Consider the following 26233-nt stretch of genomic DNA (forward strand, 5'->3'; position numbering starts at 1 on the left):
GGATCATGCATCCTCCCCGGTCGCGAAGGCCGAAAAAACCCGCTCGGCCTTGGTCAGGGTCTCGCGGTACTCGGCGTGCGGGTCCGACAGGAGCGTGACCCCGCCCCCGGCCTGGAGCACGGCGCGGGTCCCGTCGATCATCACCGTGCGGATCGCGATGCTGGTGTCGAGACCCCCGTCGAAGCCGATCCAGCCGATCGCCCCGCAATACGCCTCGCGGGCATCGCCCTCGATCTCCGTGATGATGTCCATGGCGCGCAGCTTCGGCGCCCCGGTGATCGAGCCGCCCGGGAAGGTCGCGGCCAGCAGATCGATCCCGTCCGCGCCCTCCCGCAGCGTGCCGGTCACCGCCGAGACGAGGTGGTGGACGCCGGCATAGGTCTCGAGCCCGCACAAGGTGGGCACCGCGACGCTGTGGGGGGCGCAGATCCGCGACAGGTCGTTGCGCAGCAGGTCGACGATCATCACGTTCTCTGCCCGCTCCTTGGGGTCGGCGAGAAGCGCCTCGGCCCGGGCCCGGTCCTCGGCCGGGTCGGCGGAGCGGGGCGCCGTGCCCTTGATCGGCCGGGTCTCGACCTGCCGGCCGTCGAGGCGCAGGAAGCGCTCGGGCGAGGACGAGGCGATCGTGAGACCGTCGAGTTCGAGATAGGCCGCGAAGGGCGCCGGGTTGCGCGCCCTGAGGCGGCGGTAGAACGCGAAGGCGTCGAAGCCCGGCGGCAGGGCCGCCTCGAAGCGCTGGGCGATGTTGGCCTGGTAGATGTCGCCGGCCCGGATGTAGTCCCGCACCCGCTCGACCGCGCGGGCATAAGCGTCGGGCGTGAAGTTCGAGCGCCAGGCGAGGGCTGCGACCGGGGCGGCCTCCGGCGTCGGCTCGGGGGCTGCCAGGGCCGCCTCCAGGGCGTCGAGGTCGGCGGCGGCCTTCCTTGCGCGGGCGGCCAGGTCGGTCTCGGGGAAGCCGGTGGCGATCAACCGGCAGGTGCCGGCCCGGTGGTCGAAGGCGACGATCGTGGCGTACAGATTGAAGGCGAGGTCGTCGGTGAGGCCGGCCCGGCGCGCGGGCGGCGTCACCCGCTCGAGGCTCGCGCCGAAATCGTAGGCGATGGTGCCGATCGCCCCGCCCTGGAACGGCGGCAGGTCGGAGTCCGGTTCGGTGCGGTACGGCGCCAGCACGGCGCGCAACGCGTTGAGGGGGGCACCCGGCACCGGGGCGCCGTTCCAGAACGCCCGGCCGCCGCGCACCCGGAACGACCCGAACGGGTCGGCGGCGAGGTAGGAGTGCCGCCCGAGGGTGTCGTGCCGCATGGCGCTGTCGAGGAGTGCGAGGCCGGGGCGACCGCGCAGGCGGGCGGCCGCGGCGGCGGGATCGAGCGGGGGGACGGGGCGGCTCCACATGGCGCCGTGATAGCGGAGGCCGGGGCCGCAGCGGAAGCCGGCCGTCGGGCCAAGATGGCGGCGACGAGCCCGCCCCGTGACGCCCGCCCTCCCCCGTGCTATGGGCCTGCCCCAGCACCCTTCCCTAAATCCTTGATCCCGCTCGCTGCCCTCTTGGCCGTGGGCCGGTCCGCATTCCCGCCCCCGCCATGAACGCACCTGCCCCAAAGATCTCCTTCGTGTCCCTCGGCTGTCCCAAGGCCCTGGTCGATTCCGAGCGCATCCTCACCCACCTGCGGGCCGAGGGCTACGAGCTGGCCCGCAAGCACGACGGCGCCGACGTGGTGATCGTCAACACCTGCGGCTTCCTCGATTCGGCCAAGGCCGAGTCGCTGCAGGCGATCGGCGACGCGATGGCGGAGAACGGCCGGGTCATCGTCACCGGCTGCATGGGCGCGCAGCCGGACGAGATCCGCGAGAAGTACCCGAACCTGCTCGCGGTCACCGGGCCGCAGGCCTACGAATCGGTGGTGGCGGCGGTCCACGAGGCGGTGCCCCCGGCGCACGACCCGTTCCTCGACCTCGTGCCGCCGCAAGGGGTCAAGCTGACGCCGCGGCACTACGCCTACCTGAAGATCTCGGAGGGCTGCAACAACCGCTGCACCTTCTGCATCATCCCGCAGCTGCGCGGCGACCTCGTCAGCCGCCCGGCGGCGGACGTGCTGCGCGAGGCCGAGAAGCTGGTGAAGGCCGGCGTCAAGGAGCTGCTCGTCGTCTCGCAGGATACCAGCGCCTACGGCATCGACACCCGCTACGCCACGAGCCCGTGGCGCGACCGCGAGGTACGGGCCCGGTTCTACGACCTCGCCAAGGAACTGGGCGAGCTCGGCGCCTGGGTGCGTCTGCACTACGTCTATCCCTACCCGCACGTCGACGAGGTCATCCCGCTGATGGCCGAGGGCAAGGTGCTGCCCTACCTCGACATGCCGCTGCAGCACGCGAGCCCGGCGGTGTTGAAGCGCATGCGCCGCCCCGGCAACCAGGAGAAGATGCTGGAGCGCATCCGCTCCTGGCGCACCACCTGCCCCGATCTCGCCATCCGCTCGACCTTCATCGTCGGCTTCCCGGGCGAGACCGAGGCCGAGTTCGAGGAACTCTTGACCTGGCTCAAGGAAGCCAAGCTCGAGCGCGTCGGCTGCTTCCAGTACGAGCCGGTCCGCGGCGCTCCGGCGAACGAAGTCGCGGAGGCGGTGCCGGACGCGGTCAAGGCCGAGCGCCAGCGCCGGTTCATGGAGACGCAGCAGGCGGTGTCGCTCCGCTTGCAGAAGGCCAAGGTCGGCAAGCGCCTGCCGGTCATCATCGACGCCGCCGGGCCGACGGTCGCCAAGGGCCGCTCGAAATACGACGCGCCGGAGATCGACGGCAACGTCCACGTCGCCTTCCGCCGCCCGGTCCGGGTCGGCGACATCGTGACGGTGAAGATCGAGTCGGCGGATGCCTACGACCTGCACGGGGTGGCGGTGTAGGACACGCCATTCGTGTGCATTTCTCCTCTCCCCGCGGGCGGGGAGAGGGCCTGCGTCTCCGGCCAGGAGATGCAGCAAGCGGAGGCGAAGCCGAAAGCGAGGGTGAGGGGGGCCCGACGAGTGAGGCTCTTCCGGAAACACCCCCTCACCCTCGCGGCGAACCTGCGGTTCGCTGCGCGGGCTTCCTGAGCCCCTTCGGAGCTCAGGCCTCTCCCGGCCCGCGGGGAGAGGAGAAGCCCCGCGTCTTTTCCGGCACAATCAGTGCTGTTGGTCCGATGCCGGCGTCTCCGTGGTCCGACCGGGCTTCATCCCCCGATCGCCCCGCTCTCCGCCCGCTCCACCCCCGCCGCCGCCATGTCGCCCCAGGCGCGCTCGAGCGAGCCGTCGCGGTCGATCGCCCGGCAGGCATCCTCGACCACCACCGCCTGGAACCTCGCCGCCCGCGCGTCGACCGCGCTCCAGGCGACGCAGTAATCGGTGGCGAGCCCGCACAGAAAGACCCGGGTGAAGCCGCGCTCGCGCAGGTAGCCGGCGAGCCCGGTCGTGGTTGTGCGGTCGGCCTCGCGGAAGGCCGAGTAGCTGTCGATTCCCGGCCGGTAGCCCTTGCGGATCACCAGCTGGGCGTGGGGCAGCGCCAGCCCCGGCGACAGCTCGGCCCCGGACGTGCCCTGGATGCAGTGCTTCGGCCACAGAACCTGCGGGCCGTAAGCCAGCGCCGTGGTCTCGAACGGCGCCTTGCCCGGGTGGCTCGCCGCGAAGGAGGCGTGGCCGGCTGGATGCCAGTCCTGGGTCAGGACGACGTGCCTGAAGATCTTTCCCAGCGCGTTGATCGGCGCGATCACCGCGTCCCCGTCCGGCACCGCGAGGGCGCCGCCGGGCAGGAAATCGGCCTGGACGTCGATGACGAGGAGGCAATCGGTCTCGGTCGCCGTCAGGGCGTAGGAATCCATCGCGTCCTCGTCTCCGCCGATCCGGGGCGAATGGCCCCGGATGCCGCTGCGTCAGCCTATCAGGGATGCATCACCGTCGCACCGGTCGTCTGGCGCCCGGCGAGGTCGGCGTGGACCTTCGGCGCGTCGGCGAGCCTGGCGCGGGTATGGACCGGGATCTTCACGGCGCCGCTCCGCACCACCTCGAACAGGTCGGCGGCCATCTCGTCCAGGGTCGCGCGGTCGGCGGTATGGGTGAACAGGACCGGCCGCGTGGCGTAGAGCGAGCCCTTCTGGCCGAGCAGGCTGATGTCGAAGGCGGAGATCGCCCCCGAGGCGCTGCCGAAGTTCACGAAGTACCCGAAGGGCCTGAGGCAGTCGAGCGAGGCCGGGTAGGTCGCCTGGCCGACGCCGTCGTAGACGACCTGGCAGCCTTTGCCGCCGGTGATCTCCTTGACCCGGGCGGCGAAATCCTCGTCCCGGTACAGGATGACGTGGTCGCAGCCGTGCTCGCGGGCGAGCGCGACCTTGTCCGGCGAGCCGACGGTGCCGATGACGGTGGCGCCGAGGTGCTTGGCCCATTGCGTCGCGATCAGCCCGACGCCGCCGGCGGCGGCGTGGAACAGGATCGTGTCGCCGGGCTGGACCTTGTAGGTGCGCCGCAGCAGGTACTGGGTGGTGAGGCCCTTGAGCATCATCGCGGCGGCGGTGTCGTCGTCGATGCCGTCGGGCAGGCGCACCACCGATTTCGCGTCGATCACCACCTCCTCGGCGTAGGTGCCGGCGGCCGAGCCGTAGGCGACGCGATCGCCGGGCGAGACGCCGGTCACGCCCTCGCCCACCGCCACCACGGTGCCGGCGCCCTCGTTGCCCGGGGTGAAGGGGAGCTGGGGCGCCTTGTACTGGCCGGAGCGGAAGTAGATGTCGATGAAGTTGACGCCGATCGCGGTCTGGCGCACCCGGACCTGGCCGGGCCCGGGCTCGCCGACCGCGACGTCCTCGTAGCGCATGACCTCGGGGCCGCCGTACTCGTAGATCCGGATCGCCTTGGGCATCGCCCGCTCCCACCTTGGTCTTGGTTTGCGGGCGGGATCATAGGTGGCGACACGGCTGCGGCAATGGCCGGGATGGCGGACCGGCCCCGCATGACACAGATCTCCCGCACGCGTGATCGAGGACCCGTTTCGTGAGCCAGACAGCCGACCCGAAGCCCCGAGGGTGCGATCCCGAAGGCCTCCTCTACGACGTGGCGGTGGTCGGCGCCGGCGCGGTCGGCCTCGCGGCGGCCCTGGCGCTCGCCCGCGACGGGGTGCGGACGGCGCTGGTCGGCCGCCACGCCCCCGTGGCCGACGGGCGCACGGTGGCGCTCCTCGACGGCTCGGTGCGGCTGCTCCGGGCGCTCGGCGCCTGGGAGGCGCTGGAGCCGCAGGCCGCCCCGCTCGCCGAGATGCACCTGATCGACGACACCGGCAGCCTGTTTCGCCCGCCGCCGGCCCGCTTCGTCGCCCGCGAGATCGGCCTCGACGCCTTCGGCTGGAACGTCGAGAACGCCCGCCTGGTCGAGGCCCTGCGCGCCCGCGCCCGGGCGATCCCGGAGCTGACGCTCGTCGAGCACGACGCCGCCGGCCGCACCCTCGAGGCGGACCGGACGGTGCTGGCGCTGGAGGGCGGGGGCCGCGTGGCGGCCCGCCTCGTCGTCGCGGCCGACGGCGGCCTCTCGCCCCTGCGCGAGGCGGCGGGCCTGAGCGCGCGGCGCTGGACCTACCCGCAGAAGGCGCTCACCACGATCCTCGCCCATGCGAGCGACCACCGCGAGGTCTCGACCGAGTTCCACACCCGCGAGGGGCCCTTCACCCTGGTGCCGCTGCCGGGCGGGCGCCGCTCCAGCCTGGTCTGGGTCTCGGCGGAGGCGCGGGCGGAGGCGCTCTTTACCCTCGACGACGACGCGCTCGCCCGGGCGATCGAGCGCCAGGCGCAGTCGATGCTGGGCGCGATGCGGATCGACGGGCCGCGGGGCCTGGTGCCGATGCGCGGCCTGTCGGTGCCGCGCCCGGTCGGGCCGCGCCTGGCCCTCGTCGGCGAGGCCGCCCACGTCTTCCCGCCGATCGGCGCGCAGGGGCTGAACCTCGGCCTGCGCGACGCGGCGGCGCTGCGCGACGCGGTCGTAGGCGGGCGCGATCCCGGAGGGGACGCGGTGCTGTCGCGCTTCGCCCGCGACCGGGCCCTCGACGCCCGCCTGCGCACCACCGCGGTCGACACCCTCAACCGCAGCCTGCTCACCGCCTTCCTGCCGAGCGACCTCGCCCGCGGCGCGGGGCTCCTCGCCCTCTCGACCATCGGGCCGCTGCGGCGCCTGGTGATGCGCGAGGGCGTGACCCCGCGGTTGGGGACGCCGACGCTGATGCGGGGGTGAGGGTGGTCGTCCTCCCCCCATCCACGGCCTCGGGATGAGGTCGTGGATGGGGGAGCGAAGGTTCGGCGGGGCTAGGGCGCGTTGCTCGCGCTCCGCCGGGTCGAGCTCGTCGCCATCGTGTCGGGCGACCAGTCGAAGGCGGTGCCGGCCTGGCCCAGCCGCTCGCCATGGGCGAACAGCGCCCGCATGTAGCCCTGCTCGAACGGCGCCTGCGAGACCTGGCCGAAGCGCTGGTCGATGGTGGCGACGTGCAGCGCCAGGCCGGTGCGGGCCGCGAAGGCCTTCGTCACCGCGAGGGCGCCGGCGGTCTGGGCCTTGATCATCGCCGAGAGCGAGCGGCCGAGGATGCTCAGCATCGAGCGCTGGGCGACCTGGAAATCCGGCGCCTGCGAGGTGTTGACGACGACGTAGATCGCCGGTGCCGGCAGCCGGTCGTCGGCGGGGGGCGCGCCCTCGACCTGCTCCAGCAGGCTCCGGCCCGGGGCGACGAAGAACGGCGCGGTGGCGCCGCCGTCGGCGTGCATCTCCTGGAAGCGCTTGGCCCCGGGCCCGACCGAATCGATCAGCACCGGCGGGAAGATGCCGGGGATCGCCGCCGAGGCCAGCATCACCTCGCGGAAGAGCTTGAGCCCGGCGGGACCGCCGGCCTGCGCGATGGCGCCCATGTCCCACAGGGTCGGGCGCAGGGAATCGAGCTCGGTGGTGACGACGAGGAGGCGCCGGCCCTTGCGGTGCTCCGCCGCCACCGCCTCGAGGAGCGCCGGCGTGACGCTGCGCTCGATGCCGCGCTTGAGCGGCCAGGTATCGGTGAGGCTGTCCTGCCCGCCGCCGAACTCGAACACGTCCGCCGCCGAGGTCTCGGTGTAGGCCTTCTCGAGCGCCGCATCCCCCGACGCGCCGACGAAGGCGAAGGGCGCGATGAGCGCGCCGGTCGAGACGCCGGTGACGACGCCGAAATCCGGGCGGGTGCCGGCCCGGGTCCAGCCCTTCAGGAGGCCGGCCGCGAAGGCGCCGTTCTCGCCGCCGCCCGACAGGGCGAGCCAGGGCGCGCGCGAGGCCATGGCGGCGCCGTCGAGGAAGGCCCGGAACGCCGCCGGGTCGTCCCCGGGCAGGCGCACGGCGGCGGGGAGCCCCTCGGGCCGTGCCGCCGCCAGGTCCGCCGCCGTGAAGCTCGCCCGCACGGTCGAGCGCTGCCGGTCCGCCACCGTGCCGGCCTCGGCCGGCATCGCGAAGCCCAGGGCGAGCATCGTCATCGCGGCGCCGGCCAACCCGCGCCGATTCATCTCTCGGGACATCGTGATTGTCCTCCGCCGCCCGCCTCGCCCGATGAACGCCTCGTGTGCGCCCGCGTTCCCTCTCGCAGGTGCGAAATGGCACCCGCACACAGGACTTCCCCCTGCCGGCCGCCAGATCACGGGGCCCGGGCCCGGCCCGGCGATCAGTCCGGACCGACGTGGCGTCCGGCGTCTTCTGTTCCGGACTGACGATCCGCAGGATAATCCCGAATCGAGCCGCCGCCAATCGACCGGTAGCGACTTGCGGGGCCGCCCTGGAGACGACCTTGGAGGCGAGGCGCGCCCCGCGTCGGGCGTAAGCCGGCGGGGCGATCCCCTCGAAAGCATGAGGCCGCCCCCCCGCTGCCTGCCGGGGCACGACCATCTGCCGAGGCGCGGCCCCTTTACGGCCGCGCCGCCCCTGCACTACCCCTCCGTCACGGCCGGGACTCTTCGCGATGCGGGAGGCCGGCCGTGCCGGAAGGTTGGAGACACGCCCATGAAACTGCCGCGCCGCTTCTTCCAGCCCCTGGCCACCGGGGCGCCGGCCCCGTTCCGCGAGCTGCCGGTGCGGCTCGAGCGGATGATCCACTTCGTGCCGCCGCACAACGACAAGGTCCGGGCCCGGGTGCCGGAACTGGCGGCCCAGGTCGACGTGGTGCTGGGCAACCTCGAGGACGCGGTCCCGGCCGACCAGAAGCTGAACGCCCGCAAGGGCTTCATCGCCATGGCGCGCGACACCGACTTTTCCGCCCACGGCACCGGCCTGTGGACCCGCGTCAACGCCCTCAACAGCCCGTGGCTGCTCGACGACCTGGTCGAGATCGTCGCCGAGGTCGGCACCAAGCTCGACGTCGTGATGGTGCCGAAGGTCGAGGGGCCGTGGGACATCCACTACGTCGACCAGCTGCTCGCCCAGCTCGAGGCGAAGGCCGGCGTCGCGAAGCCGATCCTGGTCCACGCCATCCTGGAGACCGCGGAGGGCGTGGCCAACGTCGACGCCATCGCCTGCGCCTCGCCGCGGATGCACGGGATGAGCCTCGGCCCCGCCGACCTCGCGGCGTCGCGCGGCATGAAGACCACCCGGGTCGGCGGCGGCCACCCGGATTACCGGGTCATCGCCGATCCCACGCCCGGCTCCTCGGAGCGGGCGAGCGTGCAGCAGGACCTCTGGCACTACACCATCGCCCGCATGGTCGATGCCTGCCAGGCCAACGGCATCAAGGCGTTCTACGGCCCGTTCGGCGACTTCTCCGACGCGGCCGCCTGCGAGGTCCAGTTCCGCAACGCCTTCCTGATGGGCTGCGCCGGGGCCTGGACGCTGCATCCGAGCCAGGTCGCGATCGCCAAGGGCGTCTTCGCGCCCGATCCGGGCGAGGTCGCCTTCGCCCGGCGCATCCTCGAGGCGATGCCCGACGGCACCGGCGCGGTGATGCTCGACGGCAAGATGCAGGACGACGCCACCTGGAAGCAGGCCAGCGTGATCGTGAACCTCGCCCGGCTCGTCGCCGCGAAGGATCCCGACCTCGCCCGGGCCTACGGCCTGGAGGCGTGACGCTCCCGGTATCGTGAGACGGGGGGCGGGCTTTCCGCCGCGCGCGGGGCCCCGCGCCGGTGCAAACCCGCCCCCGTTAGCCTATGTGACGCCCATGCCCCTCGGACAGACCCCCTCCGCCATGCCCGCCCCGCAGACCGACGCCGCGCCGTCCGGCGCGGTCATCCGCCTCGCCAAGTTCAACATCGGCGACGTGGTGCGCCACCGGATCTATCCGTTCCGCGGCATCATCTTCGACGTCGACCCGGTCTTCGCCAACACCGAGGAATGGTGGCAGGCGATTCCCGAGGATGTCCGCCCGTCCAAGGACCAGCCGTTCTACCACCTGCTCGCCGAGAACCAGGAGACCGAGTACGTCGCCTACGTCTCGGAGCAGAACCTGGTGCCGGACCATTCCGGCGAGGCCCTGCGCCACGCCCGCATCGCCGAGATGTTCGAGCGCGACGCGGAGGGGGGGTATCGCCTGCGGAGCGACGCCACGAATTGAGGCCGCGCGCCTCCGATCTCGAACAGTCCCGCGACGAGGGCCGGATGGCGCCATCCGGCCCTCGTCGCGTTCTCCATGTGCCTGGGCCCGGCCGAGGTGCAACTTATGTGAACGAAGATCGGTCGCTTTCTCATAGAATGCGGTCAGTCTTGGAATGCGATCAGTCTTGCGACAGACACCGATCTTGCAAGTATCCGACTGTCCGTCATCGCGGCGATCGTCGCGATGATGCGTCCCCGCGCGAACGGGAGGTGGTCATGAGCGGCGGGATCCAGCCCCACAATGCCAGGCCGGCCGGAATCTGGAACTCCGGCGGCGGCCGCTACGACGAGATCAGCCGCGGCATCGCCGACAGCATCGCGCATTGCGTGCTGCGCCTGGACCCGCAACCGGGCGAGCGGATCCTCGACCTCGCCACCGGGACCGGCTGGACCTCGCGCCTGGTCGCCCGCAGCGGAGCGCAGGTCGTGGGCGTCGATCTCGGCGCCGACCTGATCGCCTTCGCGGCCGGGCGGGCCCGGGCCGAGGGCCTCGACGTCGCCTACCGGGTCGGCGATGCCGAGAGCCTGCCCTTCGACGACGGCGCGTTCGACGCCGTGATCTCGACCTGCGGCGTGATGTTCGCCAGCCGCCCGGAGGCCGCGGCGGCGGAGCTGGCGCGGGTCTGCCGCCGGGGCGGGCGCATCGCTCTCACCACCTGGACGCCCGACGGCGCGGTGTTCGAGATGTTCGGGGTGATGAAGGCCTACATGCCGCCGCCGCCCGCGACGCACCCGCCCTCGCCCTTCGAGTGGGGCCGTCCCGAGCGGATCGCGGAGCTGCTCGGCCGGGACTTCGACCTCGCCTTCGAGACGGGCGTCTCGTTCTACCGCGAGCCCGGCCCCGAGGCGGCCTGGGAGACCTTCTCCACCGGCTACGGCCCGACCAAGGCCCTGGCCGCGAGCCTGGACGAGGAGCGCCGCGCCGCGTTGCGGCGCGACTTCATCGCCTTCCACGCGCGGTTCGCGACCCCGCTCGGCATCTGCGTGCCCCGCGAGTACCGGGTCACGCGCGGCCTGCGGCTCTAGGGCGCGACGAAGAAGGCCCCGGCATCGACGGGCGATGCCGGGGCCTTCGGTTTCCGGTCCGTCCCACCTCCGGGGCGAGACGGTGCGGGTGATCCTGGTGGCGCGAGCCCTTACTTGGCCGGAGCCGCCGCCGCCGGGGCGCCGCCCTTCTGCTCGAGCTGCTTGCGCATTTCCTCGGAGCGCTTCTCGAGCTCGGCCTGGAGCTTCTTCTGCTGCTCCTCGAGCACCTTCGGGTCGATCGGGGCGCCGTCGAAGGCCTTGCCGAAGCCGGCCAGCGGCACCGCGAAGGTGACCTCGCGCTGCATCTGGTTCTGCACGCTGACGTTCAGGGTCGTGCCCTTCTTCATCGCGGCGACGACGTCGTCCTTCAGGCCGGGGGCCTCGGCGAAGCAGCCGTTCGGGAAGCACACCGCGTAGCGGCCGGGGGTCGGCTGGCCGTTATCGACCGTGAAGCGGATGCCGGGCTGCAGCAGCAGGCCGAGCGGCATCAGGAAGCGCACGACCTTGGTGCCCTGCGGGCCCTTCATGTCGTAGACCGCGACGGCCAGCACCGCCTGGCCCTGGTCGGAGACGAAGTCGCGGGTGGTGTAGCAGACCTCGCTGCCGCTGCCCTGGTCCTTGCCGCAGACCTTGGTCCAGTCGGCCTGGGACGGTTCGGCCTTCACCTGCACGACCATCGGGCCGGTCTGCTGCTGGCCCTGTGCGGCGGGCGCCGCCTGCTGGGCGGGAGCGGCCGGCGCGGGGGCGGCGGGCTTCTTGGGCTGGGCGAGCGCCGGGGCGGCCGCGAGACCGAGCCCGAGGCCGGCCAGGGCGAAGGCGATGGCGGCCTGGTTCGGGCGCGCGGGACGATTCGCGAAGAACATCAGGAGTGGACCCCTCAAACGGCAGAAACGTCGGTGGCAAGAACGTCGGTGGATGCTGGCGCCAAGGAACCGGGTTACGGGTGCGCCGACAGCTGGCGGAGCGCGGCCGCAGGGCTCCGCCCGGCCTCCGGGGCGCCTGCTTTCCCCCGGATTGAGGCGAAGGCAAGGCCTTCCGGCTGCCGGCCGAGGGCCCCTTAGCCGATCCCTTCGCCGACCGCGAGGGGGCGGGAGGATTAAAACGCCCTTAACCATGCGGGGGCAGGATGCCCGGTGCGGCAGGCGGACGGGGTGACGGCGGTGGCGGCTCAGGCGACGGTGAGACGAGACGACGCGTCGTCCCTGCGCGTCCCGGCGCCGGCCGGTCCGGTCGGTGCGACCCCCGCCCCCGCCCCCGGCGCCGCCATGGGCCTGTGCGCCCTCCTGGCCGCCGTCGCCGACCGCCATCCCGCCCGCATCGCCTTCGTCGACCAGGCGAGCAAGCCGGCCTGGTGCGGCCGGCCCGCCATCGCCTGGACCTACGCGGCCGCCCGCGAGATCGTCGCCCGCCTGGCCGAGGGGCTGTCGCAGCTGCGGCTGCCGCCGCGGAGCCCGGTCGGCCTGTGCATGGCCGGCATGGCCGAGGCGCATCTCGCCTTCCTGGCGATCGAGCAGGCCGGCCACGTCCCCTGCCCGCTCCCGGTCACCTGGGACGAGGACCGCCTGCTCCAGGGTATCGAGGCGGCGCAGATCCTCGCCGTGCTGACCCAGGGCGTGCTCGGGGCCGAGCGGCCGGCGGAGAAGCTGTGCCGGGTCGCGGTGCGCTACTTCCCCTTGCGCTTCATCGCCGCCTTCGGGCCGCACGTGCCCGACGGCGTGCTCGGCCTCGACCAGGTCGTGCTCGACCACCGGGGCGACGCGGGCGCGCTCGGCACGGGTCCGGCCGCCGGTCTCGTCACCTTCGCGCTCCCGGGGGGAGGCCCCGGCGCCGGCGGTCCCCCGCCCGAGCCCGCGGGCATCCCCGTCCCGGTGCGGCGCGAGGCCGAGGCGCTGACCGCCGCCGCCGCCGCCTGCCTGGTGCCGCTGCGGATCGAGCCGGGCGAGCGGATCCTGAGCCTCCTGCCGCCGAGCGACCTCAAGGGCCTCGCCACCGGGCTCACCGCCGCGCTGCTGGCCGGGGCCACCCTCGAATGCCACCCGGTCTTCGATGCGGGCGCCCTCTCGGCCGCCCTCGACCAGCCGGTGGCGACCCACCTGATCGCGCCGGCCTGGATGGAGGCGGGGTTCTCCCGCACCAGCGTGCCGGGCCGCCTGCGCACCCTCGCCTACGTCCACCGGGCGCCCTGCCGCCTCAGCGCCCGCCTGCCGGGCCGCGCCGGAATCGTCGACGTCGTGGCCTTCGACGAGGTCGCCCTGCTCTGCGGCCGGCGCGACGCGCAGGATGTCGGCCTCGTGCTCGCGGCGCCGGAGCGGGCCGCCTCCGAGCGGGCCGGCCTGATCCAGCTCCGCCGCGACCCGGACGGGCGCCTCAGCTTCCGCGGGCCGGCCTGCGAGTCCCGCATGTTGCGCCGCGGTATCACCCTGGAGGAAAATCAGGACGACTGGGCCCTCACCCGTTTCCGGGCCTCGCTCTTCGCCGGCGTCGCCACGGCGATCGCGGAAGTGTAGGGGCCCGCCGAGATATTTTCCGCTGCGCTCCACCGATCGAAAACACCTTGTCTTCCGGGAGTTTGGCGGCGATCGCACGGCCCTCCCCGATGCGGCTCGGCGGGCTCCGGCGCCGCGTCGGCGGTGAACCTTTGTCGGCTCACGGCGTTACTGCCCCGGTGCCTTCACGAGAGGCACGCGATCGGCTAACGCTTGAACATGGGTGCGCTGCAAAAAGTTCTCGTCGTCGATGACGGCCGCCGCGCCGTCGACCGGGCCCTCTCCGCCGAACTGGCCGAGCTGGGCTATGCCAGCGTCACCGCCTCGCTCGAGGCGGCGGACGACGTGCTGGCGATGATGCCGCGCCCGGCCGCGGTGCTGCTGCACGTCCCGCCCCGCGATGCCGGCGGCGCCTTCCGCATGCTGTCCGAGCGCCTGCGCGAGCAGATGCGCGGCGCCGGCGTCCCGGTGATCGAGGTCGATGCCGCCGGCCACCAGACCGGCGCCCCGATCGACCTGCAGAGCCGCATCGGCACGCGGGTGCTGAACGAGCCGGAATTCTGAGGATCCGTCGCGGGTTGCCGTGACCCGAGTCTCTTCCACGACCTCACCCTGAGGTGACGACCGATCGAAGATCGGTCGTCACCTCAGGGTGAGTCGCGAGCAGGAGGCCGGACATGTCCGGCCGGCGGACGAACGACCGTCTCACCCCGCCTGCAGCAGCTTCACCGCCGCATCGCGCTCGAACAGGTAGAGCAGCGCCCGCAACGCCTGGCCCCGCTCGGTCTTGAGCCCCGGATCGCGCTCGACGATCAGCCTCGCATCGTCGCGGGCCGCCACGATCAGGTCGCCGTCGGCCTCCGGCCGGGCGAGGCGGAAATTGGCGAGGCCCGATTGCCGGGTGCCCAGCACCTCGCCCTCGCCGCGCAGGCGCAAGTCCTCCTCGGCGATGCGAAAGCCGTCCTCGGTCTCGCGCATCATCTCGAGCCGGGCGCGAGAGACCTGGCCGAGCGGCCCCTTGAACAGGAGGAGGCAGGTCGAGGCGCCCGAGCCCCGCCCGACCCGGCCGCGCAGCTGGTGCAATTGCGCGAGGCCGAAGCGCTCGGCGTGCTCGATCACCATGACGGTGGCCTGCGGCACGTCCACGCCGACCTCGACCACGGTCGTCGAGACCAGGATCTTGGTGTCACCGACGACGAAGCGCTCCATCGCCTCGTCCTTGTCCTTGCCCGGCATCTTGCCGTGGACGAGGCCGACCGCGTCGCCGAAGCGCTCGCGCAGGCCCGAGAACCGCTCCTCGGCGGCGGCCAGGTCGACGTACTCGGATTCGGCGACGAGCGGGCAGATCCAGTAGACCCGGTCGCCCTTGGCGAGCGCCCGCTCGAGGCCCAGCGTCACCTCCTCGATCCGGTCGGTCGAGACCAGCACCGTCTTGATCGGCTGGCGGCCGGCCGGCTTCTCGTCGAGGACCGAGACCTCCATGTCGCCGAAATAGGTCAGCGCGAGGGTGCGGGGGATCGGCGTCGCGGTCATCACCAGGATGTCGACGGCTTCGCCCTTCCCGCCCAGCGCCAGGCGCTGGTGCACGCCGAAGCGGTGCTGCTCGTCCACCACCGCGAGGCCGAGATCGTGGAACGCCACGTCGTCCTGGAACAGCGCGTGGGTGCCGACGACGACGTGGATCGAGCCGTCGGCGAGGCCGGCGAGCGTCGCGCGGCGCTCCGCCACCCGGTCGCGGCCGGTCAGCAGCGCGAGCGTAAGCCCCGCCGCCTCGACCAGCGGCCTTAAGCGCTCGGCGTGCTGGCGCGCCAGGATCTCGGTCGGCGCCATCATGGCGGCCTGGCGCCCGGCCTCGATCGCCGAGGCCATGGCGAGCAGCGCCACCGCGGTCTTGCCCGAGCCGACATCGCCCTGGAGCAGCCGCAGCATGCGGCGCTCCGAGCCCATGTCGCCGCGGATCTCGGCGAGTGCCCGGGTCTGGGCACCGGTGAGGCCGAACGGCAGCGCCGCCTCGATCCGCCGCGACAGGGCCCCGTCGCCGACATTGGTGCGCCCGGCCGGGCGGTGCATCCGGCTGCGCACCAGCGCCAGCGCCAGCTGCGAGGCGAGCAGCTCGTCGTAGGCGAGGCGGCGCCGGGCCGGGGTCTTCAGGTCCTCCTCGGTCTCGGCGGCCTCCGCCGGGCGGTGCTCGGTGCGAAGCGCGTTGGCGAAGGCCGGCCAGCCCTGGCGCTCGAGGAAGGCCCGGTCCTGCCATTCGGGCAGCACCGGCAGCCGGTCGAGGGCCGAGACCGCGAGCTTGCCGATCGCCCGCGAGGTCAGCCCTTCCGTGGCGCCGTAGATCGGCTCCACCGCCGGCAGGTCGGCGAGACCCTTCTCGTCGAGGATGCGCGAGGGGTGCACCATCTGGCGAAAGCCGTCCCACAGCTCGATCCGGCCGGAGACGTAGCGGTGGCTGCCGAGCGGCAGCATCTTCTCGATGCGGGCGCGGGGCAGGTTGAAGAACACCAGGGTGATGTCGCCGGTCTGGTCCTCGACCAGCACCCGGAACGGTTTGCGGCCCGCACTCTGCGGCGGGCGGTGCGCCACCACCGTGACGCCGAGCGTCACCGGCTCGCCGGGCGGCGCCTCGGCGATCGAGCCGCGCAGCTGCCGGGCGATGCCGCGCTGGGGCAGATGGAACAGCAGGTCGACCACCCGGGCCGGGCGTTCCGGCGTGCCGACGAGCTTGTCGATCAGCACGGCGACCTTGGGACCGGCCCCCGGCAGCACGGTCGCGGGGGCGAACAGGGGATCGAGCAGGGAGGGACGCAGCGACATCGGGACGGGTGCGGAGGGAATTGTCGGGGCTCTATACAGGACCGCGCCGCGGTTGCGGCCCCGCGGGTGTCGCAGGGCGCGGCGCGTCCCATATCAGTCGAGGGTTTCGCACCCGCGCCCCGGGCGGTAAAGCCGCTCCGGACCAGCCCGAGGATTTGTCTCGCGATGACCGGCACCACCCGCACCAGCGCCGACCTCGATCCGCGCCGCCGCCGCACCCTCTACCGCTCCTGGCACCGGGGCACCCGCGAGATGGACCTGATCATGGGCCGCTTCGCGGATGCCGAGATCGGGACGCTCACGGAGGAGGAACTCGACGATTTCGAGCTCCTGATCGAGGTGCCGGACCGCGACCTGTTCCGCTGGATCACCGACGAGGTCGAGGCGCCCTCGAACTACGACACGCCTGTCTATCGCCGGATGAAGGCGTTCCACCAGCACGGGGCGCCGGTGGATCTGTGAGGCGGTCCTGACTGGAAGACGTTTCAAGGTGAGGCGCGGGCTATCTCCTCTCCCCGCGGGCGGGGAGAGGGTCGTGTCCCCGTCCAGGGGATGCGACAAGCCCGAGCAGCGAACCGCAGGTTCGCCGCGAGGGTGAGGGGGTGTCTCCGAATGAGGCTCCTCCGGCACCACCCCCTCACCCTCGCTCCGGCTTTCGCCTCCGCTCGTCACGGCCCCGACGAGGGGGCCGTGGCCTCTCCCCGCCCGCGGGGAGAGGGGCAACCGCGCTTCCTCCTGAAGCGATATGTTCGCCGAAATCCCTCGCCGTTCCTCGACCGGCCCGCCCGCTCGCGTAAAGACCCGCTGAAGACCCGATGGCCAAGCCCGCTCCCAAGCCCCCCGCCCCGCCCGCAACTCCGAAGAAGCCCCCGGCCGCCCGCTTCGCCCTGCCGAAATCCGCGGCGCTGACCAGGGCCGTGGAGGCGCTGAAGGCCGGCGACAGCGCGACGCTGGCGCGGGTGCCGGACGGGTTCGACGCCCTGGTGGTGGCCGACCTCGCCCGGGCGCTCGCCCAGGTCTCGGAGGGGCCGGCGGTGCTGGTCCACGTCGCCCGAGACGGCACCCGCTCGGCGGCCTTCGCCAGCGCGCTCTCCTTCGTGGCGCCCGAGATCGAGGTGATGAGCGTCCCGGCCTGGGACTGCCAGCCCTACGACCGGATCTCGCCCAACGCAGGCATCGCGGCGCAGCGCATGACGGCCCTGTCGCGGCTTTCCCGCACCCGCTCCTCGGCCGAGAAGCCGCGCATCCTCGCCACCACGGTCAACGCCCTGGTGCAGCGCGTCCCGCCCAAATCCCGCATCGCCGTCGAGACGTTTTCCGCCGCCCCCGGCAACGCGCTCGACACCGACCAGATCGTCGCCTGGCTGGAGGCGAACGGCTTCCTGCGCACCGGCACCGTGCGCGACACCGGCGAGTACGCGGTGCGCGGCGGCATCATCGATCTGTCGCCGCCCGGCTTGGCGAACCCTGTCCGCCTCGACTTCTTCGGCGACACCCTCGAATCCATCCGCGCCTTCGATCCCGAGACCCAGCGCACCATCGGGCAATTGCGCTCCCTCGACCTCGTGCCGATGAGCGAGGTGCAGCTCACCACCGAGACGATCCGGCGCTTCCGCCAGGGCTACGTCACGACCTTCGGCGCCGCGACCCGCGACGACCGGCTCTACGAGACGATCAGCGAGGGCCGGCGCTATGCCGGCCTCGAGCACTGGATGCCGCTGTTCTACGACCACCTCGACACGCTGTTCGACTACGTCGCCGGCGTGCCGCTGGTCCTCGACCACCAGGTCGACGACGCGGTCGCCGAGCGCCTGTCCCAGGTGCAGGAATACTACGACGCCCGCTGCGAGGCCTTGAAGGAGCGCCAGAGCGGCACCGCCCCCTACAAGCCGTTGAAGCCCGACGCGCTCTACTTGTCACCCAACGAGTGGGCGAAGCGGATCGAGAGCGCCACCGTCGCCCGCCTCGCCCCCTTCGACGTGCCGGAGGTCTCGGGCCGCAAGCTGATCGACTGCGAGGGCGCGCCCGGCCGCGACTTCGCGCCGGAGCGCGCGCAGGAGGGTGTCAACGTCTTCGACGCGGCGGTGGGCCACGTCCGCGACCTGCAGGGCGCCGGCCACCACGTCGTCCTGGCGGCGTGGTCGGAGGGCTCGCGCGACCGGCTCTGCGGCGTGCTGACCGAGCACGGCCTGCCGAAGCCCAAAAGCATCACCCGCCTCTCCGACATCCTGGCGATGAGGCGCGGCCAGGATATCGGCGTCGCGGTCTGGGGCCTGGAGGGCGGGTTCTCCGCCGGCCAGCTCGCCGTGGTGGCGGAGGGCGACATCCTCGGCGACCGGCTGGTGCGGCCCAAGCGCAAGGCCAAGCGCCCCCAGGACGTGATCCTGGAGGTGCAGGCGCTGGCCCCCGGCGACCTCGTGGTCCATGCCGATCACGGCATCGGCCGGTTCGTCGGCCTCAAGACCGTGACGGCGGCCGGCGCGCCCCACGACTGCCTGGAGATCCAGTACAGCGGCGGCCTGCTGCTGCTGCCGGTCGAGAACATCGAGCTCCTGACCCGCTACGGCTCGGAGGATGCCGACGTCGCCCTCGACAAGCTCGGCGGCGGGGCCTGGCAGGCGCGCAAGGCCAAGCTCAAGCGCCGGATCATGGAGATGGCCGGCGCCCTCATCAAGGTCGCGGCCGAGCGGTTCCTGAAGTCGGCGCCCAGGATGGCGCCGCCGGAAGGGACCTACGGCGAGTTCGCCGCCCGCTTCCCCTACGAGGAGACCGAGGACCAGGAGGCGGCGATCGCCGCGACGCTCGGCGACCTCACCTCCGGCCGGCCGATGGACCGGCTGGTCTGCGGCGATGTCGGCTTCGGCAAGACCGAGGTGGCGCTCCGCGCCGCCTTCGTCACGGCGCTGTCGGGCAAGCAGGTGGCGGTGGTGGTGCCGACCACGCTTCTGGCGCGCCAGCACGCCCGCACCTTCGAGGCGCGGTTCAAGGGCCTGCCGGTCAACGTGGCGCAAGCCTCCCGCTTCGTCGGCAATGCCGACCTGAAGAAGGTCCGGGAGGGGCTGGCGGACGGCTCTGTCGACATCGTCGTCGGCACCCACGCGCTCTTGGCCAAAAACATCGTCTTCAAGGATCTCGGCCTCATCATCATCGACGAGGAGCAGCATTTCGGCGTCGCCCACAAGGAGCGGCTGAAGGCGCTGAAATCGGAAGTCCACGTGCTGACGCTGTCGGCGACGCCGATCCCGCGCACGCTCCAGCTCGCGATGACCGGGGTGCGCGAACTCTCGATCATCGCGACGCCGCCGGTCGATCGGCTCGCGGTGCGCACCTTCGTGATGCCGTTCGATCCACTGTCGATCCGCGAGGCGCTCCTGCGCGAGCGCTATCGCGGCGGCCAGGCCTTCTACGTCGTGCCGCGCATCGAGCACCTGGAGGAGGTCAAGCGCTTCCTCGACCGCGAGGTGCCGGAGGCCAAGGTGGCGGTGGCCCACGGCCAGATGGCGGCCGGCCAGCTCGAGGACGTGATGACGGCCTTCTACGAGGGCCAGTACGACATCCTGCTCGCCACCACGATCGTCGAATCCGGCCTCGACATCCCGACCGCCAACACCCTGATCGTCCACCGCGCCGACATGTTCGGCCTCGCCCAGCTCTACCAGCTGCGCGGCCGCGTCGGCCGCTCCAAGGCCCGGGCCTACGCGCTGTTCACGACGCCCGAGGGCAAGACCCTGACGGTGCAGGCGGAACGCCGCCTCTCGGTGCTGCAATCCCTCGACACGCTGGGCGCGGGCTTCCAGCTCGCCAGCCACGACCTCGACATCCGCGGCGCCGGCAACCTGCTCGGCGACGAGCAGTCCGGCCACGTCAAGGAGGTCGGCTACGAGCTCTACCAGCAGATGCTGGAGAGCGCGGTGGCGGCGCTCAAGTCCGGCAACGCGCTGCCGACCGACGAGCAATGGTCGCCGACCATCGCGCTCGGCGCTCCCGTCACCATGCCGGAGGAGTACGTCTCGGATCTCTCGGTGCGGCTCGGCCTCTATCGCCGCCTCGCGACGCTCGAGAACGACCGGGAACTCGAGAGCTTCGGCGCCGAGATGATCGACCGCTTCGGCCCGATGCCGCCGGAGGTGGAAGAGCTCCTGAAGATCGTGACGATCAAGATCCTGTGCCGCGAGACCAACGTCGAGAAGGTCGAGGCCGGCCCGAAGGGCATCGTCATGCACTTCCGCGACCGCGCCTTCGCCAACCCGGCCAAGCTCGCCGGCTACATCGCCGACCAGCGCTCCTTCGCCAAGGTGCGGCCGGACATGAGCGTGGTGTTCATCCGCGACCTCGCCACGGTGGCCGAGCGGCTGAAGGAGACGACCGCGATCCTGCGGGATCTGGTGAAGCTGATCACGCGGAAGAAGGCGGCGTGAGGGGAATGGGGGCGGCTTCAGGGCCGTCCCCCGTATCCCGCCGGAGGTGTCGCGGGGCGCGGCAACTCCGTAGACTGGCGTTCACGACGGCCCCATATTCGTGCTGTGAAGACGGTATCATGAGCGCGACCAAATTCGACATCAGCTACTCGGCTGCCGCCCAGCTCGGCTCGCTCGCATCAGCCGAGAAATCGGCTCTGCAGCGTCTGTTCGCGAGCGGCGAGATCGAGGATCCGGTGACGACTAGGCCGACCGATGATGGTCGGTTCGTCTCCCGCCTCGGCAGCAAGCTGGTGCTGTGGCGCAGGCTCTCGGCAGACGGCTGACCGGAAATTCTCTCGATCGTCGACCAATCGTATGCTCAAACCTGAGCAAACCGCATACCCCGTTTCTCTCAATAGAAGCAATCGAACATGTTGTTCCGGTCATTATGTATTGATTATATTGAAAAAATAATATATATTATTAACTTTTGATTTAATCATATGTTTTATCATCTATCGCCCGCTTTTTTCTCAAGGCGGTAAGAGACAGACCCTTCCCTTCGCTGATTTTCTACGCTCTTCCATGCCCATCTTGGAATTTGTGGAGCGTCACGATTAATTTCGTTCAGTCGCTGACGATAGATTTGAACTCGCTTGACCGCAGCTTCGCATTGGCTAGCGTCGGGAAAATCTGTTTCCCAATTCTTGCAGTCGCGCCACAGTGCATGCAGGCTCTCTGCAGCATTGCGATGCCGACTAGCAGTCTCGTTGAGGTTGAGAAATGCCGTGAGACCGCTTAGCAAAGATACAATCAAACTCAAGAACACAGGGATTCCTACAATGAGCGCTTCAACGATACCAGTGTCCGGTAGGGATGCTTGGGTCCGGCTCGATATAATCTAAGTTAATACAATCGAAAAAAGAGTTGCAGGAAGACCGAGATAAAATTTATGCACTCGCTCAAGCACTCTGGCAGCATGCCAATGAGCAAGTTTGGAAGACTCTGTATCTTCAAGGTGCCGCAGTACCTCCTGTTTGACCGCTTCAAAGTGCTTCTCATCAAACGCCACGCTGATCCCCTTTAAATTCGCATTCAAAGTGCCGTTTGACGTTTTCGCATCTACATTTTAGTAAATTCAATTGCGTCTTGTTTATCGAAAAATTTTCGTCCCACTCCGCCATAGTGCCAATGAGATGTGCAAACATTAGATCAGAATGAAAATTCCCAAGTCCTAAGTCTGATGTTGCTAGTACGAGTGCTTTGCGCGTGCTGGTATATCTGATATTTCGTAGAGAAAGTTGAGAAAATATAAATGTTCGAAGGGCGACCCATTGCATTGCTGCCGCTTGTTCCAAGAGCCCAGCGTTCTCAATAGCAAGCGCAGCTTTTAGTTGGTTGGCGGACAGGCGCTGCTTTGCATAAAATTCAGATTGATCTACCATTGAGGCGTATATTCTGAATGAATTGCGATTTGTTGTCGTTGAAATGGCTAATATTAATTGGGAAGCAGCTGATTAGTAAGCCGGTCCTGGCCGTCAGATTTGCCAGCGTCGGAGCTAAGGCGCTGGTTGCATCAAAAACTTCGATATCATCTGGAATGATTGCAGCGATATCAACATCTCCGGGAGATTCGCTGATTTCCGAAGATCCAAATATTATTATTTCCTGAGCGCAGGGCAGGGTCGCTTTAAGCTCCATCCCTATTTCAAGAAGGGTTTTGTCTATCGGACTTACCAAGATAGTTTCCGCCACGGTGCTCTCCCAAGCTCTGCCGGCTGGATATGTCAGGCTACCAGCCCGCACAGCCCACGTCGCCTGGAAATTTGGTTCACATTGGCATCAAATAGAAACTTCCGCACGCAGCCCGCAGCATGGTCAAACTGAAAGCGGAAGATAATTAGATACAGGCAGGGGTCGGCGTAGACACCTAGATCGGCAGAGATCGTCCGCGATCCCGTGCCCGTCACCCGCCCCCTACCGCGGCCCCACCTGCGGCATCTTCACGATCTTCCCATCGGGCAAGATGATGTCCCCGGGGCTCTGCCCCGCCTCGCACGGGCCCAGATAGGTGGCGTCGATCACCATCTTGCGCCGGACGGGCTCCTTCATGTTGGGGATGCCGGTCAGCGTCGTGTCCACGTCCATGTGGACCTTGCTGGCGAAGTCGCCGGTGATCACGCTGGTGCCGGAGGCCGAGATCGGCCCGATCTTGCACTCGGTCTCGCCCGTGTAGCCGGTGCTCGTCCTGGTGAAGATGCGCTTGGAGCACTGCCCGCCGCCGAGCGCGCCTTGAGCGAGCTGGTCCGTCTTCTCGTCGATGCACTGGCGGGCGGTCGTGTTGCCCTCCGCCGAGACGGTCTTGCTCTCCCACAGGCCGGCCTTGCGCGCCGGCAGGGTGTCGGCGGACAGGGGGCTGGCCGCGGAAAGGGCGAGGCCGAATCCGACGAGTCCGCCACCGATGAGACGCACGGGCATGAAGCCTCCCTTGAGCCGCGCGGCTCCCCGGCCGCCTCCGCGGAGGACTAGCCCAGGTGGCCTAGGCTCTCAAGGTCGGGCGGGGCCGAAGCCCCCCGCCCGGGCGGTCACGGGCCGGCCGACCCCCTCCCCCGATCACGCTCCTTGCGCCACCGCGACCCGCAGCCCCGAGAACCCGATCAGCTTGCGGGCCTCCTCGTCCCACAGCGCCAGCCCGAGGCAGCGCAGGCTGTCGCGCAGGGTCAGGCGGCCGACCTCGCCGAGCGTCGCGTGGCCGTCCAGGCATTCCTGGAGGCGGTAGTTCGGGATGCGGCTGTTGAGGTGATGGACGTGGTGCAGCCCGACATTGCCGGTGAACCATTGCAGCACCCGCGGCAGGACGTAGTACGAGCTGCCGCCGAGCGCCGCGCGGTGGAAGTCCCAGGCCTCGGGCCCCTCCCAGACGGTCTCCTCGTACTGGTGCTGGACGTAGAACAGCCAGCCGCCGATCCAGGCGGCGACGCTGACGACCGGCAGGAGCACCCAGAGCACCGGCCCGACCCCGCCGACGGCGACGGCCAGCAGCGCGATCACCGCGACGAGCGCGAGGTCGAGGGCGAGCACGTCCCGCCACGCGGTCCGCCAGGGCAGGCCGACGCCGGAGGGAAACCGCTGCAGGACCAGGAAGTTGAGCGGCGAGCCGAGCACGATCAGGATGAACGGGTTGCGGTAGAGCCGGTAGCGGAGCCGGTGCCAGCGCGACAGGGCGAGGTACTCGCGCACGGTCAGCGTGTGGATGTCCCCCGTGCCGCGGCGGCTGAGGTCGCCGGTGGAGGCGTGGTGCAGGGCGTGCGCCCGCTTCCAGCTGTCGTAGGGCGTCACCGTCAGGAGGCTCAAGGCCCGGCCGAGCCGGTCGTTAGCGGTGCGGGAGGGCAGGAACGAGCCGTGCCCGCAATCGTGCTGGATGATGAACAGCCGGACCAGCAGGCCGCCGGCCGGCACGGCGAGCGGCAGCACCCAGGGTTCGTAGCCCTGCGCCGCCGCCCAGAGCATGAGGGCGCAGAGGGCGAGGTAGGGCAGCAGGGTGTTGGCCACCTGCCGGAGCGCGAGCCGCGGGACGGGATCCCGGTAGGCGGCGCAATGGCGGGCCACCTCGCGCGCGAGCGCCGCGATGTCGGGCCGAGAGGGTCCATCCCCGGCCGTGCTCGTCGCGGCGGGGGGCGATCTATCGTCGGTCACGGGAGAGGGGCGATCCTGTCTGTCGAGCGGTCGGCCGCGGGGGCCTCGGGTGCGGGGTGGCGGGGGAAATCCCCCGTCACCGGCCGGGACGCCCCGACGCGACGACCCCGGATGCGGATGATCCACGGTTCGAGGCTCGGGGGCAGCCCGGGCCGCCTCAACGGCTGGCCGGTGCCCTTAGCATTCTTCGCGCCGGCTGGGAGGTGGGCTTGCCCCAAGGGCGCCGCGGCACGATCGCCCGGAAGACCGCCCTCACGGCCCCTCCCCCTGCGCGGCCGCCGCCATCCTGTCGGCATCCTCCCGCAGCAGCAGCCGCTCGGCGACGAGGGCGTCGGCCGCCTTCGCGACCGCCGCCGCGTACGTCGCCTTGTCCGGGTAGCGCTCCTCGAGCGAGGCGCGGGGGTCGCCGCTCGCCTCCCGCTCCGCCCTCGTGCGGGGAAGCGCGAACTCGCTGCCGTCCCGGTCGCAGAGCACGCCGGTCGGGTACGGGTCGGCGTAGAAGTTCCAGCCGGTATGGGTCGCGCGCGGCGCCGCCACGGCGGGGAGCCGGATGCCCGCCACCTCGTGCCCGTCGGCATCGACCCGCGGCACCAGCGGCCGGTATTGCGGCCCGGCCTCGGGGCGGGGATCGAGGTACGTCGGGAACCGCGCGACCGCGTTGCCGGCGCTCGGGACGGGCACGCCCGGGATGTAGGGGAAGCCGAGTTCCCCCGGCTCGACCAGGGTGCCGTCGGACACGCGCGGCACCCGGCTCTCCGGCGGGGCGCGGCCGGCGGCGACCCACTCCTCCAGCGCGACGAGGAGCGCCCGCAGGGCCGGGCCGGAGCTGAGCGTGCTGCGGGGGTTGGTGCAGGCGCCCCTGGCGTTGGTCAGGTGGGCGCGGCCGTTGTGGAAGCCGCTCGACACCAGGTAGGCGCGGGCCTTGTCCGGGAGCGCGACGTCGGCGCGGCCGAGAGGGTCGGTGGTCGTGAGCGAGGCGCCCTTCTGCCAGTACTCGGTGCCGGTGTTGACCTCGATCAGCAGCGGATCGGAGGCGTCGCCCTGCAGGAGCGCGCCCCGCTGCCCGGTCACCGGGTCCTGCATCGCCGCGGCCGAGAACGGGAAGGCGTTCTCCGGGTAGAGGTGGTCCTCGTGCTGGGTGTTGGTGCGCGAGGGCTGGGCGAAACGGGCGTTGAGGAAGATGCCGCCCGCCCCGGCGATGTGGGTCAGCACCCCGTCGAAGACCCGCCGGCCGGTCTCGTCGCGGTTGAAGCCCTGGTGGATGAAGTCGCGCAGGTAGCGCCCGCTCTGCGAGATGCCGAGGCCGACCGTGTGCCGGATCGTGCCCCCGTCCGTCCCGGTGCGCAGATGCGCGACGACGTCCCGCACGGCGGCAAAGCCGATGCCCTGCACCTTCGGGCCGCTCGTGCGGTAGGTGAACTGGTAGATCGTGCCGGGGCCGGGCTTGGTGCCCTTGGGCAGGAGCTCGACCTGGCGCGGGTTGGCGAGGCGCCAGGCCTGCGCCGGCACCGGCCGGGCGGCATCCGCCTCGCGGCGCTTCACGGTGAGGGAGGCCGCGTCGCCCGGCTCCGGGACGGGGTCCTGGAGCGCCTCGAAGGCGAGGTAGAACGGCGCCTCCGGCGGGCCGCGGGTGGCGCTCACCAGTTCGTCGCGCACCCATTCGGTGATCGGCTTGCCGTTGCGGGTCGCCACCGGCAGGTCGATCGCCATGCCGCCCTGCTGGCGCAGCGCGTTCGCCTCCCAGCCGGCCCAGGCCAGGATGTCGCCGCGGCGCAGGAACAGGCCGGTGCCGGCATCCGCCGCGCTGCGGGGATCGTTGATCGCCGTCAGCCCCGCCGCGGGCCGTGCATCCATGATCCAGTTGAACAGGAACTTGCGGCCGCGATTCGGCACCTCGAACAGCAGCGTGCCGCTCCCCCGGGCCGGATCCTTCGGGCGCAGCAGGAACAGGTCTGTCCTGTACTCGACCATCCCGCGGGCGTTGCGGGGCGCGAGCGCGATGTCGGCGATGCCCGCATTGGCCGGGTCGGCGGGGTCGAGCTCGCCCCGGGCGGTGCCGGTGACGCGCTCGTAGGCCCCCGCCTCGCCCCAGGCCGCTCCGTCGGCGAAGGGCTCGACGGAGGCGACCTCGATCGCGGTGATCCGCGCCTCGGCCGGTCCGCCGAGCAGCGCGCAGCCGAGTGCGCCGGCCAGAACGCGGGTCGTCCGCATG

Annotated in this window: 22 protein-coding genes; 10 read left to right on the forward strand and 12 right to left on the reverse strand. The window is 70.9% G+C overall.

Annotated features, from left to right (window positions below):
* Positions 1-3 precede the first annotated feature (3 nt).
* A complete protein-coding gene (pabB, locus tag DK419_RS26895) occupies positions 4-1392 on the reverse strand; it encodes an aminodeoxychorismate synthase component I (RefSeq protein ID WP_109961786.1) in 1389 nt (462 codons plus the stop codon).
* 188 nt (positions 1393-1580) lie between these two features.
* Between pabB and rimO the strand changes: the two genes are divergently transcribed.
* Complete coding sequence (gene rimO / locus DK419_RS26900) at positions 1581-2897, forward strand: 30S ribosomal protein S12 methylthiotransferase RimO (RefSeq protein ID WP_109961787.1); 1317 nt, start codon at positions 1581-1583, stop codon at positions 2895-2897.
* A gap of 305 nt (positions 2898-3202) precedes the next feature.
* Here rimO and pncA read toward each other — a convergent pair whose 3' ends face one another.
* Entirely contained in the window at positions 3203-3847 is a 645-nt protein-coding gene (pncA, locus tag DK419_RS26905; RefSeq protein ID WP_208642251.1) for a bifunctional nicotinamidase/pyrazinamidase, read from the reverse strand.
* Positions 3848-3906: 59 nt separating this feature from the next.
* Positions 3907-4881, reverse strand: coding sequence for a quinone oxidoreductase family protein (locus DK419_RS26910; RefSeq protein ID WP_109961788.1), 975 nt, complete (start codon positions 4879-4881; stop codon positions 3907-3909).
* A 191-nt stretch (positions 4882-5072) separates the two neighbouring features.
* On the opposite strand from DK419_RS26910, the gene DK419_RS26915 reads away from it, so the two are divergent.
* Positions 5073-6239 carry an FAD-dependent monooxygenase gene (locus tag DK419_RS26915; protein WP_425352684.1) on the forward strand — a complete coding sequence of 389 codons (1167 nt, stop codon included), beginning with the start codon at positions 5073-5075 and terminating at the stop codon, positions 6237-6239.
* A gap of 71 nt (positions 6240-6310) precedes the next feature.
* On the opposite strand, the gene DK419_RS26920 is transcribed toward DK419_RS26915, so the two are convergent.
* Positions 6311-7534 (reverse strand): patatin-like phospholipase family protein, encoded by a 1224-nt coding sequence (locus tag DK419_RS26920; protein WP_109961790.1) that lies wholly within the window; start codon positions 7532-7534, stop codon positions 6311-6313.
* Positions 7535-8012: 478 nt separating this feature from the next.
* On the opposite strand from DK419_RS26920, the gene DK419_RS26925 reads away from it, so the two are divergent.
* The 3 genes from DK419_RS26925 (at position 8013) to DK419_RS26935 (ending at position 10622) form a co-directional block, all read left to right on the forward strand.
* Complete coding sequence (locus tag DK419_RS26925; RefSeq protein ID WP_109961791.1) at positions 8013-9068, forward strand: HpcH/HpaI aldolase/citrate lyase family protein; 1056 nt, start codon at positions 8013-8015, stop codon at positions 9066-9068.
* A 121-nt stretch (positions 9069-9189) separates the two neighbouring features.
* Positions 9190-9555, forward strand: coding sequence for a heat shock protein HspQ (hspQ, locus tag DK419_RS26930; protein ID WP_109961792.1), 366 nt, complete (start codon positions 9190-9192; stop codon positions 9553-9555).
* Positions 9556-9812: 257 nt separating this feature from the next.
* Positions 9813-10622 (forward strand): class I SAM-dependent methyltransferase, encoded by an 810-nt coding sequence (locus tag DK419_RS26935; RefSeq protein ID WP_109961793.1) that lies wholly within the window; start codon positions 9813-9815, stop codon positions 10620-10622.
* A gap of 110 nt (positions 10623-10732) precedes the next feature.
* Here DK419_RS26935 and DK419_RS26940 read toward each other — a convergent pair whose 3' ends face one another.
* On the reverse strand, positions 10733-11485 hold the full coding sequence (locus DK419_RS26940) for an invasion associated locus B family protein (RefSeq protein ID WP_109961794.1): 753 nt from the start codon (positions 11483-11485) through the stop codon (positions 10733-10735).
* 270 nt (positions 11486-11755) lie between these two features.
* Here DK419_RS26940 and DK419_RS26945 point away from each other — a divergent pair, with 270 nt between their 5' ends.
* Both DK419_RS26945 and DK419_RS26950 read left to right on the forward strand, forming a co-directional pair.
* Positions 11756-13129, forward strand: coding sequence for an AMP-binding protein (locus tag DK419_RS26945; protein WP_245442740.1), 1374 nt, complete (start codon positions 11756-11758; stop codon positions 13127-13129).
* 198 nt (positions 13130-13327) lie between these two features.
* Positions 13328-13672 carry a hypothetical protein gene (locus DK419_RS26950; RefSeq protein WP_109961795.1) on the forward strand — a complete coding sequence of 115 codons (345 nt, stop codon included), beginning with the start codon at positions 13328-13330 and terminating at the stop codon, positions 13670-13672.
* 141 nt (positions 13673-13813) lie between these two features.
* Here DK419_RS26950 and recG read toward each other — a convergent pair whose 3' ends face one another.
* Positions 13814-15925 (reverse strand): ATP-dependent DNA helicase RecG, encoded by a 2112-nt coding sequence (gene recG, locus DK419_RS26955; RefSeq protein WP_109961796.1) that lies wholly within the window; start codon positions 15923-15925, stop codon positions 13814-13816.
* A gap of 165 nt (positions 15926-16090) precedes the next feature.
* Here recG and DK419_RS26960 point away from each other — a divergent pair, with 165 nt between their 5' ends.
* The 3 genes from DK419_RS26960 to DK419_RS26970 all read left to right on the forward strand — a co-directional run bounded on the left by DK419_RS26960 (position 16091) and on the right by DK419_RS26970 (position 20669).
* On the forward strand, positions 16091-16387 hold the full coding sequence (locus tag DK419_RS26960; protein WP_093567541.1) for an FAD assembly factor SdhE: 297 nt from the start codon (positions 16091-16093) through the stop codon (positions 16385-16387).
* 353 nt (positions 16388-16740) lie between these two features.
* Positions 16741-20343, forward strand: coding sequence for a transcription-repair coupling factor (gene mfd, locus DK419_RS26965; RefSeq protein ID WP_109961797.1), 3603 nt, complete (start codon positions 16741-16743; stop codon positions 20341-20343).
* Positions 20344-20462: 119 nt separating this feature from the next.
* Positions 20463-20669 (forward strand): hypothetical protein, encoded by a 207-nt coding sequence (locus DK419_RS26970; RefSeq protein ID WP_109961798.1) that lies wholly within the window; start codon positions 20463-20465, stop codon positions 20667-20669.
* Positions 20670-20836: 167 nt separating this feature from the next.
* Here the strand turns inward: DK419_RS26970 and DK419_RS30085 are convergent, their stop codons facing one another.
* The 6 genes from DK419_RS30085 to DK419_RS26990 all read right to left on the reverse strand — a co-directional run bounded on the left by DK419_RS30085 (position 20837) and on the right by DK419_RS26990 (position 26232).
* A complete protein-coding gene (locus tag DK419_RS30085) occupies positions 20837-21154 on the reverse strand; it encodes an SLATT domain-containing protein (RefSeq protein ID WP_162561434.1) in 318 nt (105 codons plus the stop codon).
* Positions 21155-21386: 232 nt separating this feature from the next.
* Positions 21387-21770, reverse strand: coding sequence for a hypothetical protein (locus tag DK419_RS28950; protein ID WP_162561435.1), 384 nt, complete (start codon positions 21768-21770; stop codon positions 21387-21389).
* Positions 21754-22080 carry a hypothetical protein gene (locus DK419_RS28955; protein ID WP_162561436.1) on the reverse strand — a complete coding sequence of 109 codons (327 nt, stop codon included), beginning with the start codon at positions 22078-22080 and terminating at the stop codon, positions 21754-21756. The genes DK419_RS28950 and DK419_RS28955 overlap by 17 nt, the downstream gene beginning before the upstream one ends.
* 222 nt (positions 22081-22302) lie before the next feature.
* Positions 22303-22803, reverse strand: a complete 501-nt coding sequence (locus DK419_RS26980) for a DUF3617 domain-containing protein (protein ID WP_109961800.1) — start codon at positions 22801-22803, stop codon at positions 22303-22305.
* 135 nt (positions 22804-22938) lie between these two features.
* On the reverse strand, positions 22939-23955 hold the full coding sequence (locus DK419_RS26985; protein ID WP_425352685.1) for a fatty acid desaturase: 1017 nt from the start codon (positions 23953-23955) through the stop codon (positions 22939-22941).
* Positions 23956-24273: 318 nt separating this feature from the next.
* Positions 24274-26232, reverse strand: a complete 1959-nt coding sequence (locus DK419_RS26990) for an alpha/beta hydrolase domain-containing protein (protein WP_109962537.1) — start codon at positions 26230-26232, stop codon at positions 24274-24276.
* Between the last annotated feature and the right edge of the window lies 1 nt (position 26233).

The sequence above is a fragment of the Methylobacterium terrae genome (assembly GCF_003173755.1).
In the GTDB taxonomy this organism is placed as follows: Bacteria; Pseudomonadota; Alphaproteobacteria; order Rhizobiales; family Beijerinckiaceae; genus Methylobacterium; species Methylobacterium terrae.